We start from the raw sequence: 17,379 nt of genomic DNA, 5'->3' as shown, positions 1-17,379 counted from the left end.
CCCTACGGCAGCGTGGCCAGCGACGCTTCGAGCGCCGAGTCCGGGAGCTCGTTGTCCACCATGTCCCCGGCGAGGTAAGCGCCGTACGCGGGCAGGTCCAGGTGCGCGTGCCCGCACAACGCCGTGAGGATGACCTTCTCCTCACCGGTTTCCTTGCACCGCAGAGCTTCCTGGATGCACGCCGCGAGCGCGTGCGTCGGCTCCGGCGCCGGGATGATCCCTTCGGACCGCGCGAACCGCACGCCGGCCGCGAAGCACTCCTGCTGGCCGATCGCGATCGCCTCGATCAGGCCCAGCTCGTAGATGTGCGAGATCAGCGGCGACATCCCGTGGTAGCGCAGGCCGCCCGCGTGGATCGGGTCCGGGATGAAGTCGTGGCCGAGCGTGTGCATCTTGAGCAGCGGCGTGAGGCCGGCCGTGTCGCCGAAGTCGTAGGCGTACTTGCCGCGCGTCAGCGTCGGGCACGCGGCCGGCTCGACCGCGCGGATCACCGGGTCCATCCGGCCGGCCAGTTTCTCGCGCAGGAACGGGAAGGCGAGCCCGCCGAAGTTCGAGCCGCCGCCGGTGCAGCCGACGAGCACGTCGGGCGTATCGCCGGCCAGCTCGAACTGCTTCAGCGCTTCTTCGCCGATGATCGTCTGGTGCAGCAGCACGTGGTTGAGGACGCTGCCCAGCGCGTACCGCGTACCCGGGTCCTGCGCGGCCTGCTCGACGGCCTCGCTGATCGCGATGCCGAGGCTGCCGGTCGAGTCCGGGTGCTCGGCGAGGATGGCCTTGCCGGACTCGGTCAGCTCGGACGGGCTGGGGTGGACGGTCGCGCCGAACGTCTCCATCATCAGCTTGCGGTAGGGCTTCTGGTCGTAGGACGCCCGGACCTGCCAGACCTCGCACTGGATGCCGTACTGCGCGCAGGCGAAGGCGAGGGCGCTCCCCCACTGGCCGGCGCCGGTCTCGGTGGTCAGCCGGGTGACGCCCTCCTGCGCGTTGTAGAACGCCTGCGGCACCGCGGTGTTCGGTTTGTGCGAGCCGACCGGGCTGACGCCTTCGTACTTGTAGTAGATCCGCGCCGGGGTGCCGAGCGCCTTCTCCAGCCGTCGCGCGCGGAACAGCGGCGACGGGCGCCAGAGCCGGTAGACCTCCCGGACCTCCTCCGGGATGTCGACATAGCGATCGGTCGTCACTTCCTGGGCGATCAGCGCCTGCGGGAAGAGCGGCGCGAGGTCGTCCGGCCCGACCGGCTCGCGGGTGCCGGGGTGCAGCGGCGGCGGTGGCGGCTCGGGCAGGTCGGGGATGACGTTGTACCACTGCGTCGGGAGATCGTTTTCGTCCAGGATGTACTTGGTGCGTTCGGCCATCGCGCCTCCTAGGTCGGCCTCCCAACTTAGGTCGCGACCGCCCGCGGAGCCAGTACGGTGACCCGGTGGGGAACTTGGTGCTGCTCGACGCTCCGTCCAACCTGGGCCTCCGGCCGCCGTCCGAAGGCGCGGTGCCCGGCTGCTACAAGACGCCCGGCGTGCTGCGTGACCTGGGCATCCTGCGACGCCTGGGCGCGTCGGACGGCGGCGTCGTGACGCCGGGGCGGTACGTGGGCACCTGGCAGCCGGGCGACGGCGTCCGCAACGCGGCGGCGATCGCGTCCTACACGCGCGCGCTCGCGACGCGCATCGCGTCGGTGCGCGCCGGCGGCGGCTTCCCGGTGGTGCTGGGCGGCGACTGCTCGATCTCGCTGGGCGCGATGCTGGCGCTGCGGCGGTCCGGCCGCTACGGCATCGCCTACCTCGACGGCCACGACGACTTCCGCCACCTGCCCGCGGCCGAGCACGTCGGCGCGGCGGCGGGCGAAGACCTGGCGATCATGACCGGCCGCGGCGCCGACGATCTCGCCGACATCGACGGGCTCCGGCCGTACGTCCGCGACGAAGACGTCCTGGTGCTGGGCGTGCGCTCCGCCGAGTCCGCCCAGCTCGCGGCGGCGGGCATCGCCCACGTGACGTCGGAGACGATCATGGCGTCCGGCGTCTCGGTGGAGTCGGCGTTCGCGGGCCTCGACGGTTTCTGGGTCCACGTGGACATCGACGTCCTCGACCCGGCGCACGTGTCCGCAGTGGACAGTCCCGACCCCGGCGGCCTGGATCCCGCGGCACTGGTTTCGGTACTGCGCGACCTGCTGGCCCTGCCGGGCGCGGCGGGATTCGAGCTGACTGTGTTCGACCCCGACCTCGACCCGGACGGCCACCAGGCCGCGCTGGTCGCCGACATCCTGGAAAGGACGCTGCGATGACCGACCTCCCGATCTGGCACCCCCCGTCCGGCCGCGGCCCCGGCCTGGTGCTGATCCAGGAGATCTTCGGCTTGGACGACTACCTGCGCTCGGTGGCCGCGGACCTGGCGGCGGCGGGTTACGTGGTGGCGATCCCGGAGCTGTTCCGCAGGATCGCCCCGGGCTGGTCGTCGACGCACGACGAGGCGGGCGTCGCGGCGTCGATGGAGGTGGCCGCGTCGTTCGACCCGGAGCTGGGCCTGGCGGACGTGCTGGAGACGGTGGCCCACCTGCGTGCGCTGCCGACGGTGACCGGCGGCGTCGGCGTGCTGGGCTTCTGCCTGGGCGGGTCACTGGCGTTCGCGGCCGCGGCCGAAGGCGCCCCGGACACGGCGGTGTCGTTCTACGGCTCGACGGTGGCAGCGTCGATCGGCGAGCTTTCCCGGGTGACGTGCCCGATCCAGTTCCACTTCGGCGGGAAGGACCCGTACATCCCGCGCGCGGACGTGGCTGTCGTGGAGTCCGCGGTGGCTGCGCACCCGGGCGCGGAGATCCACGTGCAGGAGGAGGCCGGCCACGCGTTCCACAACCACGTGGCCCCGATGTTCCACCACCCGGAGGCAGCCGCCCGGGCATGGACCCTGACCACGGAGTTCTTGCGGCGCACGCTGCCGGCGTGACCGGCTTGCGTCGTGGTCTACCTTCGTCACACCGAGACTTGGAGGATCCCGCCATGCCCCACACCGTCGACTTCGGCACCGTATCGACCACCGGCCTGGAGTCCTCCCCGGTCGCGGACGCCCTCGCCGGCCTGCGCGCGAACGAGGCCCGGTACTTCAAGAACAAGTACGACCACGTGTTCACGGTGGACCCCGCGAGCGAGGTGCCCTCGACGGTCGAGTGGGTGCACCGGATCCTGTCGGAGGAACGCGGGATCGTCGTTTCGTCCCCGGCTCTCGAGGCGACCGAGTTCGAGGTCGACGGGATCCGGATGGCGTACGTGTTCTACGAGAGCGGGCTGTCGATCAACGTGATGTACACGCTCGAGGAGTCCGGGAAGCGGGCGGTGGGGTTCAAGCTTTCGGAGGGGATGGAGGTGCCTTCGGAGCTGGAGTCGTTCAAGTTCGCGCGGCAGAAGTCGAAGCTGGCCGGAACCATCCGGGGGTCTTACTTCGTGATCAAGAACGAATACTGACGCCGGGATCGATTCCGCGTCGGCTTGAACGACGTTCTGTAACAACGCATCCGCGGCACCCGACCTAGTCCGGTCGAATCACCGAGGAAAGGGCCGGACGATGTCGTTCAACCAGGTCGAAATGACGAACGGGACCACCTACCGCGTGCTCGTCGAGTTCCGCAAGCTCGTGCAGCTGGTGGACAACGCGCTCAAGACCGACGGGCTGATCACCCTCCCGATGGGTTTCAAGCAGCCCGGCAATCCGCGGACGATCAACCCCCAGCACATCGTGAGCGTCGTCGAAGGGATGCACTGAACCAGCCCGGTGGCGCCGTCGCCAGGCCGGAGCCCGGCGACGGCGGCGGCTCAATTCCGGTACCTGAACAGGATCCGCCCGCGGTTCAGGTCATAAGGGCTCAGCTCCACCAGCACCCGGTCGAACGGCAGGATCTTGATGTAGTTCTTCCGGATCTTCCCGCTGATGTGCGCGAGCACCTTGTGCCCGTTCTCCAGCTCCACGCGGAAAGTCGCGTCCCGAAGGCACTCCAGCACCGTGCCCTCGACCTCAATCCCTCCCTTGCCGCCCATCAGCGCACCACCAGTTCGACGGTGCTGCCCACTCGGCGTGCCCCGGCACCGTCAGCCAACGCCATCGCCGCCGCGTTGGTCGAATCGACCTCGAAAGAAACCGACGAGACTCCCTTACCCCACAGGAAATCCAGCACGAAGGTCGACAACGCCCGCCCGATTCCGCGACGCTGGCAATCCGACCGGACCACGAGCAGCCCGATCCGGGTCTGGTGGCGCACCGGTCCCAAACGGACCAACCCGACGTACCGGCCGGACTCCGAAGCCACGACGTACTTCGACAAGTCAAGAAAACCCGGGCGCAGCACCTCGGCGGGCATCGAACTCCACCCGACCGAAGCCGCCACCTCCGCACGGACGACGTCGTCGAGGGAGCGCAACAGGTCCGGGTCGGTCGCCGGCGAGATGGTCACCCCCGGCGGGAGAGACGCCGATGAAGTGGGCACGACGTACTCCCACTCACGCCGCCGGGTCGTGAAACCGGCCCGCTCCCAGTGGGACTTCAACTCGCCGTCGGCCTCGTCGACCACCGTGTACAGCGGCCGAGGCAGGGCGGGGAGCATCGCACCGGCGAGACGCGCGAAATCCGCGTCGTGCCATGTGTCGATGCTGAGGAACAACCGGCCGTCGGGGCGCGGGGATGCTTCGCCGCGGCCGACCACGCGGTCGTCCGACAGTGCGTGCCATTGGTGCTCCGCCACCCGCGTGATCACCACCGCCGGTTCGGAATGCAGAGAATCCATGAGAAAGCCTTTCGGGAGTGCATCTTCACAGCGCTCCCGGCGGCCCCTGCGTCAGCCGCCAGACCGTGACAACGAGGGGAGCACCCACAACGATCCAACGTTCACGGGTCCCACCTCCTCGGGCAAAATCACGGTTCGACGGCAAGCTACCAACCCTTCGCGACACCGTCCAACGCTTTTTCAGGGTGCTCGTTCAGCCAGCGGGTAGCGGTGGCCTGCGAAGCCGCGATCCGACGGGCGGTACCACGCCGCGCCGCACATGGAGCCCAGCAGAGGAGGTCCGCGCCGTCGTTGATCGGCTTCTCGATCTCGCCTCGAGCAGCTTCGGCTTCGGCATCGCGAACGACCGGTCAGGAATCGAGAAGCGCCGGCCACGGGGGCGGACCTAGCGTTACCGGCATGACGAACATCGACACCATCACCCTCGAGGTGGCCGACCCCGCGGCCGCCGAGCGCTTCCACACCGCCGCCTTCGGGCCCGCCGTCCCGCTGCGCTTCCGCGCCGGGCAGGAGCCGTCGACCGGCTTCCGCGGCTTCACCCTCTCCCTGGTCGTCGCCCAGCCCGCCGACGTCGACTCGCTGGTCGGGACAGCGCTCGAAGCCGGCGCGACGACGCTCAAGGCACCCGCGAAGTCCATGTGGGGCTACGGCGCGGTCGTCCAGGCCCCGGACGGGACGATCTGGAAGATCGCGACGTCGGCGAAGAAGAACACCGGCCCGGCGACTCGCGAGTTCGGCCAGGTCGTGCTGCTGCTGGGCGTCGCCGACGTGGCGGCGAGCAAGCAGTTCTACGTCGACCACGGCTTCACGGTGGGCAAGAGCTTCGGCCGCATGTACGTGGAGTTCGACACCGGCTCGAGCCCGGTCAAGCTGGCGCTGTACCGGCGCAAGGCCCTGGCGAAGGACGCGGGCGTCTCCCCGGAGGGCGCGGGCTCGCACCGCATCGCGGTCGGCGGCCCGGCCGAGCCGTTCACCGACCCGGACGGCTTCGCGTGGGAGTCGACCGCGGCGGCCGAGCTGTCCTGACCCGGCGTCCAGCGGCTGATCCTCGACAAGGTCTTGGCCGGACGGCCGCCCTTCGCCCGGAGTACGGCGGCGAGCCGGACCACGTCGAGATAGCCCTCTTCACCGGCACCTGGACCGCCTGACTTCTGCGGATCGCCGCCGCGGTCGGCAGACTGGGCGGCGTGCCCGAACTGCCCGAAGTGGAACTCGCCCGTCAGGTCCTCGCCGGGGCGCTCGGCCGGAAGATCCGGGACGTCGACGACCACGACGATTGGGTCTGCCGTCCGCACGCGCCCGGTGAGATCCGCAGCGCACTGCGCGGTGGGCGGCTCACCGAAGCACATCGGCGGGGCAAGACCCTGTGGTGTGAAACCGAAAACAGCCGCGGGAAGGCCGGCCCTACGCTCGGCCTGCACCTCGGGATGGCCGGGCAGCTGCGGTTCGCCGGCGAGAGCGGGCCGCCCCGGCGGCGGCGTGACCGGGACGAGAAACCCGAGTGGTTCCGGTTCGGGATCACCTTCGCCGACGGCGAACAGCTGCGGTTGTTCGACACCCGGCGGCTGGGCCGGGTGCGGCTCGACCCCGATCTCGACGCGCTCGGGCCCGACGCCGGCGAAATCTCGCGGCCGGACTTCCGTGAGCGCGTCGGGCGGGGGCGCGCGCCGCTCAAGGCGCGGCTGCTGGACCAGTCCGTCGTCGCCGGGATCGGGAACCTGCTGGCCGACGAAACCCTCTGGCAGGCACGGCTGAACCCCTCGCGGCCGGTCAACGACCTGAACGACGACCAGCTCACCACCCTCCACAAGGCGCTGCGGAAGTCGTTGCGCGCCGCGATCGAGCACGGTGGCGTGCACACCGGCGAGATCATCGGCCACCGGCGGGCGGGCGACCACTGCCCGCGCTGCGGCGCCGAAATGGCGCACGGCACCGTCGGCGGGCGGTCGACCTGGTGGTGCCCGGAAGAACAAGCCGGCTAGCGCGGCCCCAGCCCGGTGCGGCCGTCGAGCAGCTCGCGCACCACGTCGAGGTGGCCGGCGTGGCGGGCCGTCTCCTCGATGACGTGCAGCACCACCCCGCGCAGGTCGGTGATCTCCGCGCCCAGCGGGCCGGGGTGCCGCGCACGCGGCGGCGCGGACAACGGTGTCGCCGCGAACACCTCGTCGGATCGGCGGCACTGCTCGCGGTAGAACGCGAACACCGCCTCCGGACGCCGTGGCGTGGTCAGCGGCGGGTCGTCGTCCGGCCAGGGCAGCGGATCCGCCGCGCCGGTGACGATCTCCTGGAACCAGTGCCGTTCGGCGCACCCGAGGTGCTCCACCATGCCGAGCGGCGTCCAGCCGGACGGCAGGACCGGCCTCGTCAACTCCTCCTCTCCCAACCCGTCGAGGATCGCCAGGACGCTTTCGCGCTGCGCCCGAAGGAAACCCAGCAGTGTGCTCTTCTCGTCGCCGGCCACGTCCGGGGACGTTAGCGGCACCCACCGACAGAAACCGCACGGCGGCGATCGGTTTTTGTCGGACCCGTTCGGTAGCGTCGCGGACATGGCAACACTGGTCACCTTCCACGCCCACCCGGACGACGAGTGCCTCCGCACCGCGGGCGTCATGCGCAAAGCCGTCGAAGACGGGCACCGGGTCGTGCTCGTCGTCGCCACCAAGGGCGAGGTCGGCGAGGTACCCGAAGGCTTCCTGGCCGAGGGTGAAAAACTCGAGGACCGGCGGGTCCAGGAGGCGCACGCGGCCGCGGCGATCCTCGGCGTCGAGCGCGTCGAGTTCCTGGGCTACCGCGACTCCGGGATGATGGGCGAGCCGACGAACGACGACCCGGCGTGCTTCTGGCGCGCCGACGTCGAGAAGGCGGCCGAGCAGCTCGCGGCGATCCTGCGCGAGGAGTCGGCCGACGTCCTGACGGTCTACGACGACAACGGCGACTACGGGCACCCGGACCACATCCAGGTCCACCGCGTCGGCGTCCGCGCGGCCGAGCTGGCCGGCACGAGCCGCGTCTTCCAGGCGACGTTCAACCGCGAATTCATGCAGCGCGGCTTCGAGGCGGCGATCGAACAGGGCCTCATGCCCCCGGAAGCGGCGCCGACACCACCGGAGGACGTCGAGTTCGGCAAGCCGGAAGCGGAGATCACCGCGGCCGTCGACGTGGCGAAGTACTCCTCGATCAAACGCGCGGCGATGCGGGCGCACCCCAGCCAGATCAGCGAGGAGATGTTCATGCTGGCGATGCCGGACGACGCGTTCGCGTTCGCCTTCGGCACGGAGTGGTTCATCCGGTCGGGGCAGGGGCCGGGGATCACGGAAACGGACCTGATGGCCGGACTCTGAGCGCCTTCAGTCCAGCGCGGCCGTCACGTCCAGCTCCACCAGCTGGCCTGGGTACCCCAGCTGGGCGACACCCAGCAGGGTGCTCGCCGAGCTGAACGCCGGGCCGAGCGCCGACGCGGCCAGCCGGGCCCACACGGCCGACAGGGTCGCGCGGTCGTCGGTCACCACGTAGATCACCGTGCGCACGACGTCGGCCGGTCCGGCGCCGGCGAACTCCAGCGCGGCCGCCGTGTTGGCGACCACCTGGTCGGTCTGGGCGAGCACGTCCCCGTCGACCACCGCGCCGTCCGCGGTGAGCGGGCACTGGCCGGCCAGGTGGACCGTGCGGGTCGCCGAGGTCACCGTCACGTGGTGGTAGCCCGGCGGCGTGTGCAGGCCGGGCGGGTTCTGCCGTTCAATGGTCACAGCCGCATCTTCACCACCGCGGCAACCGGATTTCGCGGGAGGGGTCGTGCGCAGGAGCATCGACTGGACGGACGGCGCCGTCGTCATCATCGACCAGACCGCGCTGCCCGGCGACTACCGGCTGCTCGAATTGCGGACAGTCGGTGAGCTCGTCGACGCCGTGAAACGGCTCGCCGTCCGCGGGGCGCCGGCGCTCGGGGCCGCCGGGGCGCTGGGGGTCGCGCTGGCCGCCCGGCTGGGCGGCGACGTCGAGGCGGCGGCCGAGCTGATCGCGCACGCGCGCCCGACCGCCGTCAACCTCGCCTGGGGCGTCCGGCGGGCGCTCGCCAAGCTCGATCAGGGCGCCGAAGCCGTCCTCGCCGAGGCGCTGGCGTTGCTCGACGAGGACGAAGAACTCAACAAGACCGCGTCCGCGCACGCCGCCGAGATCGTGCTCGCCGAGTGCCCGCGGCGGCCGTTGCGGCTGCTGAGCCACTGCAACGCCGGCCACCTCGCGACGGTCGGCTGGGGCAGCGCGCTCGGCGTCGTCTGGCACCTGCACGAACGCGGGCTCGTCGAAGAAGTGCTCGTCGACGAGACGCGCCCGCTGCTCCAAGGCGCCCGGCTGACGGCGTGGGAGCTGGCGCGGGCCGGCGTCCCCCACCGCGTCCAGCCCGACAGCGCCGCCGCGGCCGCCATGGCGCGCGGGATGGTCGACTGCGTGCTCGTCGGCGCCGACCGGATCGCCGCGAACGGCGACGTCGCCAACAAGATCGGCACCTACGGCCTGGCGCTCGCCGCGCGGCACCACGGCGTCCCGTTCGTCGTGGTCGCGCCTTCGTCCACTGTGGACGAGCAGCTCGCGGACGGCACGGGCATCACCATCGAGGAACGCGACCCCCGCGAGCTCACCGAGCACGCCGGCATCTCGGTCACGCCGCCGGGCACCGAGGTGTTCAACCCCGCGTTCGACGTCACCCCGTTCGGCCTGATCACGGCGGTGGTGACCGAACGGGGGCGCCTGGCACCTAGGGCCGCGGGCCGATCTCGCGCCCGCCGTCGAGCACCGTGATCGCCATCGCCGGGCACGAGTCCGCCGCGTCGAGCACCGTTTCGTCGCCGTCGACCGACGACGTCACCGTGTGCGCGACGGCGCCGTCGAGCACGAACACCTCCGGCATCAGGGCCGCGCACATCCCCGACCCGATGCAGGTGTGTTCGTCGATCCGTACGTCCCAGCTCATCGTCACCATCCGATCGGCATCGACCGCGGTCCGCGGACGAGCATCTGCGTCTTCCACACGATATCGCCGGCCAGGTGCAGGCCCGGCAGCTCGGTGACCAACGCGCGCAGCGCCTCCTGCAGCTCCAGCCGCGCCAGGGGCGCGCCGAGGCAGTGGTGGACGCCGTGGCCGAAGCCGAGGTGGTGGTTGTCCCCGCGGTCGAAGCGCAGCTTCTCGGCGTCGTCGAACTGCAGGCCGTCGCGGTTGGCCGCGCCGACCGCGACCAGCACCGGCTCCCCCGCGCGCACGAGCACCCCGCCGACCTCGACGTCTTCGGTGGCGTAGCGGGCGAACCCGGCGCCCGCGCCGAGCGGGACGAACCGCAGCAGCTCCTCGACGGCGGCCGGGATCAGGTCGGGGTCGGCGACCAGCCGGTCCCAGTGCTCGTGCTGGTCCTGCAGCGCGTAGACGAAGTTGGGGATCTGGCTCGCGGTCGTCTCGTGCCCGGCGACGAGGATGCCGACGCAGAGGTCGACGAGTTCCAGCTCGGTCAGCCGGTCGCGAACGTCGCGGGCCTCGATCAGCGCGGTCATCAGGTCGTCCTGCGGCGCCGCGCGGTGCTCGGCGATCAGGCCGCGCATGTAGTCACGCAGCTCCTCGCGGTTGCGCTCGAACTCCTCCGGCGTGAGCCCGCTGGTCGACAGCGCGGCATCGCTCCACACGCGGAACTTCGGCCGGTCGCCGACCGGGACGCCGAGCAGCTCGCAGATCACCGCGACCGGGTTGGGCAACGCGTAGGCGTCGACGAGATCGGCAGGCGCCCCGGTGGCCTTCATGTCCGCGATCAGCTCGGCCGCCAGCGACGCGACCCGCGGCCGGAGCAGCTCGACGCGGCGCATGGTGAACGCCTTCGCGACGAGCGTCCGCAGCCGCGTGTGGTCCGGCGGGTCCATCTGCAGGATGCCGCCGTCCCGCTGCACGGGCGAGCGCCGCGGCGCGTCCTTCTCCTTCTCCATCGCCCGCGAAAACCGGCGGTCGCCCAGCACGAGCCGGGCGTCGGCGTACCGGGTGGCCAGCCAGGCCGGCTCCCCGTAGGTCATCTTCACCCGGACCATGCCCTCGGCTTCCCGAGCGGCCGCGTAAGCCTCGTTGAGGTCGAGACCCGCCTCCTCGTTGAAGGGGTACGAGACCGGCTCGGTGTGGGTGACTGTCATGCGGAACCCCCGTGCTCCAGGTTTGTAAGCAGCTGCTTACAACGCTACACACGACGCTGGCTCACGTCGAGCGCCGATCCGATCACGGGACGTCACCGCGGTAACGGAAAGTTTCCGTCCACATGTCACCGTCAGCCATTGCCGGGTCACCAAGTACTAGGTTACGGTGACCTAGGTGTGGATCGAGATCCTCCTGCTGTCGAAGCTGGCCCGGGAACCCATGCACGGCTATGAACTGCGCAAAGCCGTGGAGGCGTCGACCGGCCACACCCTGTCGAACAACTCGCTGTACCCCACGCTTCGGCGCTTCGTCGACGCCGGGGCGGTGAGCCGCAGTGCGGAGGAGCAGGAGGCCAAGCCGCCGCGGCACGTGTACACCGTCACCGATGTCGGGCGGGAGCTGTTGCACGACCTGCTCGCGGACTTCCCGCCGGAACTGGCGCTCAGCCAGGAGGAATTCCTGGCGCGTGTCGGGAACTTCGGGTGGCTGCGCCCGGACGAACGGGCGCGGGTGCTCGAAATCCGGGAGCGGGCACTGACCGCCGAGCGAAAACGGCTGGCCGAGCTCGCCGCCGGGCAGGCCGATCCGTGGAGCCGCGCCGCGCTGCGCCACGTGCTCGGCCGCTTCGACGCCGAACTCCGCTGGCTTTCCGAGCTGAACCGCGACCCCAGGAGCGACGCATGACCACCACCGAACAGACGCCGCGGCTCCCCTTCAGCCGCGGCAACGCGCTCGAGATCGCCCCGGACTACGAGGCGCTCCGGCGGGAGGCGCCGGTGAGCCGGGTGCTCACGCCGGCCGGCGACCCCGCCTGGCTCATCACCTCCTACGAGGCAGCCAAAGAAGTCTTCCGCGACCGGCGGTTCGGGCGGTCGCACCCGGCGCCGGAGCAGGCGTCGCGGATTTCCTACGCCGCGGTGCAGGACGGGCCGAGCGGGGACTTCGAAAGCGAAGAGCGCGAACACAAGCGGATGCGCCGGATGCTGGCGCCCGCCTTCTCCGCGCCGCGCATGCGCGCCCTCGGCGACCGGATCGCCGAGCTGACCGACCGGTGCCTCGACGACCTGCAGGCCGCGCGCGACGCCGACCCCGGCGCGCCCGTCGACCTCACCGACTTCCTCGCGTTCCCCCTGCCCGTGCTGGTGATCTGCGAGCTGCTCGGCGTGCCCTACGAGGACCGCGAGAAGTTCCGCGGCCTGTCCGAGCGGATCGCCAGGATGGACGGCGGCGAAGACGCGCAGGCCGCCATGACCGAGTTCAAGGCCTACATGACGCAGCTGGCCGAGGCCAAGCGCGCGGACCCGCAGCCGGACGTCATCTCCGACATGGTCGCCGTCCAGGCCGACGACCCGACCTTCACCGACGACGACCTCGCCCGGATGGGCGCCGGGCTGCTCTTCGCCGGCCACGAGACGACGTCGACGCGGATCGCGATGGGCACGTTGTTCCTGCTCACCGACACCGCCCGCCGCGACCGGTTCGCCGCCGACCCCGAGGGCCAGGTCGCACAGACCGTCGAGGAGATCCTGCGGCTGACCGCGACCAGCGGCACCGGCCTGCTGCGGTACGCGCACGAGGACGTCGAGATCGCGGGCACCCGGATCGCCCGCGGCGACGCCGTCCTCATCTCCAGCGACGCGGCCAACCGCGACGCGGCCGTGTTCGCCGACCCCGACGAGTTCGACCCGGACCGGACGCCGAACGTGCACCTGGCCTTCGGCACCGGCGCCCACGTCTGCATCGGTGCCAACCTCGCCCGCACCGAGCTGCGGACGGTGTTCCCGAAGCTGTTCGAGCGCTTCCCGGGCCTGCGGCTCGCGGTCGGGCTCGACGAGATCGCGGTCCGCACGAACCGCGTGGCCGGCGGCGTCGACCGCGTCCCGGTGGAGTGGTGAGGCCGGTGAAGATCACCGCCGACACCGACAGCTGCGTCGCTTCCGGACAGTGCGTGCTGCTCGCGCCCGGAACGTTCGACCAGGACGAGGAGACCGGCTCGGTCGTCCTCCTCACCGACGAACCGGCGGCGGGCGAGGAGGACGCGGTCCGGCAGGCCGAGCTGACCTGCCCGGCCGCCGCGATCCGGCTGGCCGGCGCCTAGGGCGACCGCACGGACGTCCGGTTTGCCGGTTAACCTGCACCGGTGAGCGAACAGCCCGGCCGGAAGCGGGACGCGGCCGCGACGCGGCTGGCGTTGCTCGACGCCGCCGCGAAGCTGTTCGCCGAGCGTGGGTTCGACCGGACGACCGTGCGGGACATCGCCAAGCTGGCCGGGGTCAACCAGTCGCTGCTCTTCCGCTACTTCGGCAGCAAGGAAGCGCTGTTCGAGGCCGTCATCGCGCGCAACGGGCGCGAACAGCTGGCCACCACGCCGCCCGAGCGGCTCTTCAGCGCTTCCTTGCTCAGCATGCTGGCACCGGAGGGTGCGGGGAACCGGACGCTGGAGACGTACCTGCGCTCGTCGGGCAGCGACGGCGTCGCGGCCGCGATCCGGCAGGAGATCGGCGAGGAGTACGCGCGGGTGCTGGCGACGCTGACCGACGCGCCGGACGCCGAACTGCGCGCCGACCTCGCGCTCGCCTGGCTGATGGGCATCGCGCTGGTCCGCGAGATCTCCGGCAAGGAGCCACTGGCCAGCGCCGATCCCGAGGAGGTCTGCCGGCTGGTGCTGAGCGCGACCAAGACGTTGCTGGAGCGCAGCGAATAACCGCTGGACGGCCGTCCTACCGTCGAGGTCATGGTGCCCTTCCCGCCCGCGGCGACCGAGGCCGGGTTCGGCGCGCTCACCCGCGCCGGCCTGCTGCCCGCGGTCACCGGCCTGCTGGGCCGCGACGACGTCGTCCCGTTCACCGAAGGCTCACTGCCGGTGTACGCCGTCGGCGACGACCTCGTCCTGAAGCTGTACCCGCCGCTCTACCGCGACGAGATCGCCACCGAACACACGATGCTCGAAGTGCTGTCCGGCACCCTGCCGGCGCCGGGGCTGAAGGACGCGGGCGAGCGCGACGGCTGGGGCTGGCTCCTGATGGAACGGCTCCCCGGCCGCACTCTCAAGGAGGCGTGGCCGTCACTGTCCACTGAGGACAAGCAACGGCTCATGCCCGAGCTGGGCGAGCTGCTGGCCACCCTGCACGCGATCGACGACCCGCGGCTGGCCGTCATCCCGCCGGCCGACTGGACCGAGTTCGTCGCCGAGCAACGGGAAAAGGCCGTCGACCACCACCGCCGGACCGGACTCGACGAAGCCTGGGTGGCGCAGATCCCGGGGTTCCTCGACGCCGTCGACCTCGGGACGCCGCCGGTCGTGCCGCTGCACACCGAGTTCATGCGCGACCACATCATGCTCGACGACGGCCGCATCACCGGCCTGTTCGACTTCGAACCCGCGATGCGCGGCGCGGCGGAGTACGACTTCGTCGCGGTGGGCCTGTTCGTGACCAGCGGCGACGGCGACCTCCTGCGCCGGTTCCTCGACGGCTACGGGCAGCCGATCGACGAACGCCGTTGCCTGGCCTACGCGCTACTGCACGTCTACAGCAACTTCCCTTGGTACCTCAAGGAACTGCCGCCGGCGCCGACCCTGGACGCCCTCGCGACCGCCTGGTGGGGGTCGTGAGTGTTTAGTCGGGTTCTAACCCGACTAAACACTCACGACGGGGGTAGGGCGCGGCGCAGGAGTTCGGCCAGGTGCACCGGACGGCGGCCCGACTCCTGCTCGATCTGCGTCCGGCAGCTGAAGCCGTCCGACACCACCACCGTCTCCTCCGAAGCCGCGCGGATCGCCGGGAGCATCCGGTCCTCCGCCACCGCCTTCGAGACGTCGTAGTGGCCGCGTTCGAAGCCGAAGTTGCCTGCCAGGCCACAGCAACCCGAGTCCAGCGTCGTGTTGCGGACACCCGCGGCCGCGAGAGCCGACTCGTCGGCGCCGAAGCCCAGGACCGCGTGCTGGTGGCAGTGCACCTGAGTGATCGCGTCGACGTCCAGCGCCGCGAACGGGATCGGCGCCCGCTCGAGGAGTTCCGCGAACGTGAACGTCCGGGAAGCCAGCAGCGAAGCACGCGCGTCACCCGGCATGAGCGCGGGCAGGTCGCCGCGGAAGAGCGCCGTGCAGCTCGGCTCCAGCCCGGCCACCTCGTAGCCGTCTTCGAGGTAGGGCGCGAGCACGTCCAGGGTCCGGTCCAGCACGCGCCGCGCCACGCCGAGCTGGCCCGTCGACACCCACGTCAGTCCACAACAGACTCCCCGGTCCGGGAGCACGACGTCGTAGCCCGCCGCGGTGAGCACCTCGTACGCGGCGTCGAGCACCGACGGCGTCAGGTAGTTGTTGAACGAGTCCGGCCACAGCACCACCCGCCGCTCCCCTGACGCCCGGCGCCGAAGATCCGCCCGCGACGTCGTGAACGGCGAGGAGGCGAACGTGGGCAGCGAGCGTTCGCGCGCGATCCCGCCCAGCCGTTTCACCAGACCCGCCAACCGCGACCGCCCGACCGCGTTGGCCAGCCGCGGCGCCCGCGCGCTGAGCCGCAGCCACAGCGGGAGCCAGCCCATCGAATAGTGCGACGGCGGGCGCGGCCGCCGCCGGTAGTGCTGGTGCAGGAACTCCGCCTTGTACGTCGCCATGTCGACGTCGACCGGGCAGTCCGACAGACATCCCTTGCAGGACAGGCACAAATCGAGAGCGTCGTGCACCTCGGACGAACGCCAGCCATCCGTGATGACTTCGCCGTTGATCATTTCGGCGAGCAGGTGCGCGCGCCCGCGCGTCGAGTGCTGCTCCTCCCGCGTGGCCCGGTAGCTCGGGCACATCACGCCGCCGCCGCCGGTGTTGCGGCACTTCCCGACGCCGACGCAGCGCCGCATCGCCTGCCCGAAACTCCCCCGGTCTTCCGGGTAGCCGAGGAAGACCGGGTCCTCGAAGGACGGTGACGTCGCCCGCACGCGCAGGTCCGCGTCGATCGCCCGCGGCGCCACCAGGATGCCGGGGTTCATCCGCCCGGCCGGGTCGAAGATCCCCTTGAACCGCGCGAAAACCGCCATCATCTCCGGGCTGTACATCCGGGACAGCAGCTCGGAGCGAGCCTGCCCGTCGCCGTGCTCGCCGGAGAGCGAGCCGCCGTGCTTCGCGACGAGGTCCGCGGCCTCCTCCAGGAACCGGCGGAAGCCCGCCACGCCGGGCGCCGACAGCAGGTCGAAGTCCAGCCGCAGGTGCAGGCAGCCTTCGCCGTAGTGGCCGTACACCACGCTGCGCCGCCCGTGCGCCCGCATGAGCTCCTTGAACTCGCGCAGGTACGCGCCGAGCCGCTCGGGCGGGACGGCGGCGTCTTCCCAGCCGGGCCACGCCTCCGAGCCGTCGGCGAGCCGCGTCGCGAGCCCGGCGCCCTCCTCGCGGATGCGCCACAGCCGCCGTTGCGCGGCCGGGTCGTCGAGGATCGCGAAGCCGGTGAGGTCGAGGGACGCGGCCAGCGCGCGGGCCCGCTCGGCCGGCTCGTCCCCGGCCAGCTCGACGAACAGCCACGCGCCGCCCGGCGGCAGGTCACCCGACCGGCCCGGCAGCATCGCGACCAGCTCGGCGTCCACGCCTTCGACGGTCAGCGGCGACCAGGGCAGGATCGACGGCACCGCGTCGGCCGCCGCGATGTCGGAGGGGAAGCCGAGCACGGCAAGCACTCGACGACGAGGCAGCTCCGCGAGCGAAACGGTCGCCTCCAGGATCGTCACGCACGTGCCCTCGCTCCCGACGAGCGCCTTGGCGACGTCGAACCCGTTCTCCGGCAACAGGTGTTCGAGCCCGTACCCGGACACGCGGCGCGGCCACGTCGAGAGTTCCTTGCGCAGCAACGCCAAGTTGTCGCGCACCAGCGCGCGCAGCTCGTCGAAGATGCGACCCTCGGTGGGCTCGCCGGGCCCGACCCGCAGCCGCGTGCCGTCGTAGAGCAGCACGTCCAGCGAGCGGACGACGTCGACCGTGCGCCCCCACGCCACCGAGTGCGAGCCGCACGCGTTGTTGCCGATCATCCCGCCGAGCGTGCAGCGGCTGTGCGTCGACGGGTCCGGCCCGAACCGCAGGCCGTGCGGCGCCGCGACCGCCTGCAGGTCGTCCAGCACGGTGCCGGGCAGCACCCGTGCGAGCCGGGTCTCCGGGTCCAGCGAGAGCACCCCGCCGAGGTGGCGGGACGCGTCGATCACCAGCCCGGGCCCGCACGCGTTCCCGGCGACGCTCGTGCCGCCGCCGCGCGCGATCACCGGCAGGTCGCGGGCACGGGCCTCGGCGACCGCGGCGACGACGTCTTCGACGGTCTCCGGGAGGACCACGCCGCGCGGCACGTGGCGGTAGTTGGACGCGTCGGTGGTGTAGAGCGCGAGCGTGCCGGCGTCGGTGAGGATCTCCACACCCCCATTCAAGTCGACCGGGCGCTCGCGTACCTCTCCAGCCGGGTATGTCCGAAACCAC

General features: G+C 71.4%; 21 protein-coding genes. 13 read left to right on the top strand and 8 right to left on the bottom strand.

What is annotated here, in order from left to right:
* Window positions 1–2: 2 nt before the first annotated feature.
* Window positions 3–1,355, bottom strand: a complete 1,353-nt coding sequence (locus tag SD460_RS17480) for a TrpB-like pyridoxal phosphate-dependent enzyme (RefSeq protein WP_290052713.1) — start codon at window positions 1,353–1,355, stop codon at window positions 3–5.
* A gap of 65 nt (window positions 1,356–1,420) precedes the next feature.
* On the opposite strand from SD460_RS17480, the gene SD460_RS17475 reads away from it, so the two are divergent.
* The 4 genes from SD460_RS17475 (at window position 1,421) to SD460_RS17460 (ending at window position 3,753) form a co-directional block, all read left to right on the top strand.
* Window positions 1,421–2,281 (top strand): arginase family protein, encoded by an 861-nt coding sequence (locus tag SD460_RS17475; protein ID WP_290052709.1) that lies wholly within the window; start codon window positions 1,421–1,423, stop codon window positions 2,279–2,281.
* Window positions 2,278–2,940 carry a dienelactone hydrolase family protein gene (locus SD460_RS17470; RefSeq protein WP_290052700.1) on the top strand — a complete coding sequence of 221 codons (663 nt, stop codon included), beginning with the start codon at window positions 2,278–2,280 and terminating at the stop codon, window positions 2,938–2,940. Before SD460_RS17475 ends, SD460_RS17470 begins: the two co-directional genes overlap by 4 nt.
* Window positions 2,941–2,993: 53 nt before the next feature.
* Window positions 2,994–3,455, top strand: a complete 462-nt coding sequence (locus SD460_RS17465; RefSeq protein WP_290052697.1) for a DUF8821 family protein — start codon at window positions 2,994–2,996, stop codon at window positions 3,453–3,455.
* A gap of 121 nt (window positions 3,456–3,576) precedes the next feature.
* Window positions 3,577–3,753, top strand: coding sequence for a hypothetical protein (locus tag SD460_RS17460; protein ID WP_318306382.1), 177 nt, complete (start codon window positions 3,577–3,579; stop codon window positions 3,751–3,753).
* 50 nt (window positions 3,754–3,803) lie between these two features.
* On the opposite strand, the gene infA is transcribed toward SD460_RS17460, so the two are convergent.
* Window positions 3,804–4,025 carry a translation initiation factor IF-1 gene (infA, locus tag SD460_RS17455; protein ID WP_086862560.1) on the bottom strand — a complete coding sequence of 74 codons (222 nt, stop codon included), beginning with the start codon at window positions 4,023–4,025 and terminating at the stop codon, window positions 3,804–3,806.
* Window positions 4,025–4,741, bottom strand: coding sequence for a GNAT family N-acetyltransferase (locus tag SD460_RS17450; RefSeq protein ID WP_318306381.1), 717 nt, complete (start codon window positions 4,739–4,741; stop codon window positions 4,025–4,027). The genes infA and SD460_RS17450 overlap by 1 nt, the downstream gene beginning before the upstream one ends.
* 426 nt (window positions 4,742–5,167) lie before the next feature.
* Here SD460_RS17450 and SD460_RS17445 point away from each other — a divergent pair, with 426 nt between their 5' ends.
* Window positions 5,168–5,794, top strand: coding sequence for a VOC family protein (locus SD460_RS17445; RefSeq protein ID WP_290052691.1), 627 nt, complete (start codon window positions 5,168–5,170; stop codon window positions 5,792–5,794).
* A gap of 161 nt (window positions 5,795–5,955) precedes the next feature.
* Window positions 5,956–6,750, top strand: a complete 795-nt coding sequence (locus SD460_RS17440) for an Fpg/Nei family DNA glycosylase (RefSeq protein ID WP_290052688.1) — start codon at window positions 5,956–5,958, stop codon at window positions 6,748–6,750.
* Here SD460_RS17440 and SD460_RS17435 read toward each other — a convergent pair.
* Window positions 6,747–7,229, bottom strand: a complete 483-nt coding sequence (locus tag SD460_RS17435) for a DinB family protein (protein WP_290052687.1) — start codon at window positions 7,227–7,229, stop codon at window positions 6,747–6,749. The genes SD460_RS17440 and SD460_RS17435 overlap by 4 nt on opposite strands.
* 85 nt (window positions 7,230–7,314) lie before the next feature.
* Here SD460_RS17435 and SD460_RS17430 point away from each other — a divergent pair, with 85 nt between their 5' ends.
* Window positions 7,315–8,109 carry a PIG-L family deacetylase gene (locus SD460_RS17430; RefSeq protein WP_290052686.1) on the top strand — a complete coding sequence of 265 codons (795 nt, stop codon included), beginning with the start codon at window positions 7,315–7,317 and terminating at the stop codon, window positions 8,107–8,109.
* Between the two features lie 6 nt (window positions 8,110–8,115).
* Here the strand turns inward: SD460_RS17430 and SD460_RS17425 are convergent, their stop codons facing one another.
* Window positions 8,116–8,514, bottom strand: coding sequence for a RidA family protein (locus SD460_RS17425; RefSeq protein ID WP_290052684.1), 399 nt, complete (start codon window positions 8,512–8,514; stop codon window positions 8,116–8,118).
* Window positions 8,515–8,560: 46 nt separating this feature from the next.
* On the opposite strand from SD460_RS17425, the gene mtnA reads away from it, so the two are divergent.
* A complete protein-coding gene (gene mtnA / locus SD460_RS17420) occupies window positions 8,561–9,565 on the top strand; it encodes an S-methyl-5-thioribose-1-phosphate isomerase (protein ID WP_290052682.1) in 1,005 nt (334 codons plus the stop codon).
* Here mtnA and SD460_RS17415 read toward each other — a convergent pair.
* Together SD460_RS17415 and SD460_RS17410 are read right to left on the bottom strand one after the other, a co-directional pair.
* Window positions 9,522–9,746, bottom strand: coding sequence for a ferredoxin (locus SD460_RS17415; RefSeq protein ID WP_438860830.1), 225 nt, complete (start codon window positions 9,744–9,746; stop codon window positions 9,522–9,524). The genes mtnA and SD460_RS17415 overlap by 44 nt on opposite strands.
* A complete protein-coding gene (locus tag SD460_RS17410; RefSeq protein WP_290052679.1) occupies window positions 9,740–10,930 on the bottom strand; it encodes a cytochrome P450 in 1,191 nt (396 codons plus the stop codon). Before SD460_RS17410 ends, SD460_RS17415 begins: the two co-directional genes overlap by 7 nt.
* 175 nt (window positions 10,931–11,105) lie before the next feature.
* Here SD460_RS17410 and SD460_RS17405 point away from each other — a divergent pair, with 175 nt between their 5' ends.
* The 5 genes from SD460_RS17405 to SD460_RS17385 are packed head-to-tail and all read left to right on the top strand — an operon-like array spanning window position 11,106 to window position 14,544.
* The gene (locus tag SD460_RS17405) at window positions 11,106–11,615 is read left to right on the top strand and encodes a PadR family transcriptional regulator (RefSeq protein WP_290052677.1); all 510 of its coding nucleotides are present in this window, start codon (window positions 11,106–11,108) and stop codon (window positions 11,613–11,615) included.
* On the top strand, window positions 11,612–12,826 hold the full coding sequence (locus SD460_RS17400) for a cytochrome P450 (RefSeq protein WP_318306379.1): 1,215 nt from the start codon (window positions 11,612–11,614) through the stop codon (window positions 12,824–12,826). The genes SD460_RS17405 and SD460_RS17400 overlap by 4 nt, the downstream gene beginning before the upstream one ends.
* A gap of 5 nt (window positions 12,827–12,831) precedes the next feature.
* Window positions 12,832–13,029 (top strand): ferredoxin, encoded by a 198-nt coding sequence (locus tag SD460_RS17395; RefSeq protein ID WP_318306378.1) that lies wholly within the window; start codon window positions 12,832–12,834, stop codon window positions 13,027–13,029.
* Between the two features lie 42 nt (window positions 13,030–13,071).
* Window positions 13,072–13,635, top strand: coding sequence for a TetR/AcrR family transcriptional regulator (locus SD460_RS17390; RefSeq protein ID WP_318306377.1), 564 nt, complete (start codon window positions 13,072–13,074; stop codon window positions 13,633–13,635).
* Window positions 13,636–13,665: 30 nt separating this feature from the next.
* Window positions 13,666–14,544 (top strand): phosphotransferase family protein, encoded by an 879-nt coding sequence (locus tag SD460_RS17385; RefSeq protein ID WP_290052666.1) that lies wholly within the window; start codon window positions 13,666–13,668, stop codon window positions 14,542–14,544.
* A 32-nt stretch (window positions 14,545–14,576) separates the two neighbouring features.
* On the opposite strand, the gene SD460_RS17380 is transcribed toward SD460_RS17385, so the two are convergent.
* Complete coding sequence (locus tag SD460_RS17380) at window positions 14,577–17,318, bottom strand: FAD-binding and (Fe-S)-binding domain-containing protein (protein ID WP_318306376.1); 2,742 nt, start codon at window positions 17,316–17,318, stop codon at window positions 14,577–14,579.
* Between the last annotated feature and the right edge of the window lie 61 nt (window positions 17,319–17,379).

This window comes from Amycolatopsis solani, assembly GCF_033441515.1.
GTDB lineage: Bacteria > Actinomycetota > Actinomycetes > Mycobacteriales > Pseudonocardiaceae > Amycolatopsis > Amycolatopsis solani.
The sequence above is the reverse complement of the archived record's forward strand: the minus strand, read 5'-3'. Positions and strand labels throughout refer to the sequence as shown.

What these genes read in the sequence shown, in the direction of transcription:
- SD460_RS17480 (WP_290052713.1), bottom strand. Translation starts at nt 1,355, where the DNA reads ATGGCCGAACGCACCAAGTACATCCTGGACGAAAACGATCTCCCGACG.
- SD460_RS17470 (WP_290052700.1), top strand. Translation starts at nt 2,278, where the DNA reads ATGACCGACCTCCCGATCTGGCACCCCCCGTCCGGCCGCGGCCCCGGC.
- SD460_RS17465 (WP_290052697.1), top strand. Translation starts at nt 2,994, where the DNA reads ATGCCCCACACCGTCGACTTCGGCACCGTATCGACCACCGGCCTGGAG.
- SD460_RS17460 (WP_318306382.1), top strand. Translation starts at nt 3,577, where the DNA reads ATGACGAACGGGACCACCTACCGCGTGCTCGTCGAGTTCCGCAAGCTC.
- infA (WP_086862560.1), bottom strand. Translation starts at nt 4,025, where the DNA reads ATGGGCGGCAAGGGAGGGATTGAGGTCGAGGGCACGGTGCTGGAGTGC.
- SD460_RS17445 (WP_290052691.1), top strand. Translation starts at nt 5,168, where the DNA reads ATGACGAACATCGACACCATCACCCTCGAGGTGGCCGACCCCGCGGCC.
- SD460_RS17430 (WP_290052686.1), top strand. Translation starts at nt 7,315, where the DNA reads ATGGCAACACTGGTCACCTTCCACGCCCACCCGGACGACGAGTGCCTC.
- SD460_RS17415 (WP_438860830.1), bottom strand. Translation starts at nt 9,746, where the DNA reads ATGGTGACGATGAGCTGGGACGTACGGATCGACGAACACACCTGCATC.
- SD460_RS17410 (WP_290052679.1), bottom strand. Translation starts at nt 10,930, where the DNA reads ATGACAGTCACCCACACCGAGCCGGTCTCGTACCCCTTCAACGAGGAG.
- SD460_RS17400 (WP_318306379.1), top strand. Translation starts at nt 11,612, where the DNA reads ATGACCACCACCGAACAGACGCCGCGGCTCCCCTTCAGCCGCGGCAAC.
- SD460_RS17385 (WP_290052666.1), top strand. Translation starts at nt 13,666, where the DNA reads ATGGTGCCCTTCCCGCCCGCGGCGACCGAGGCCGGGTTCGGCGCGCTC.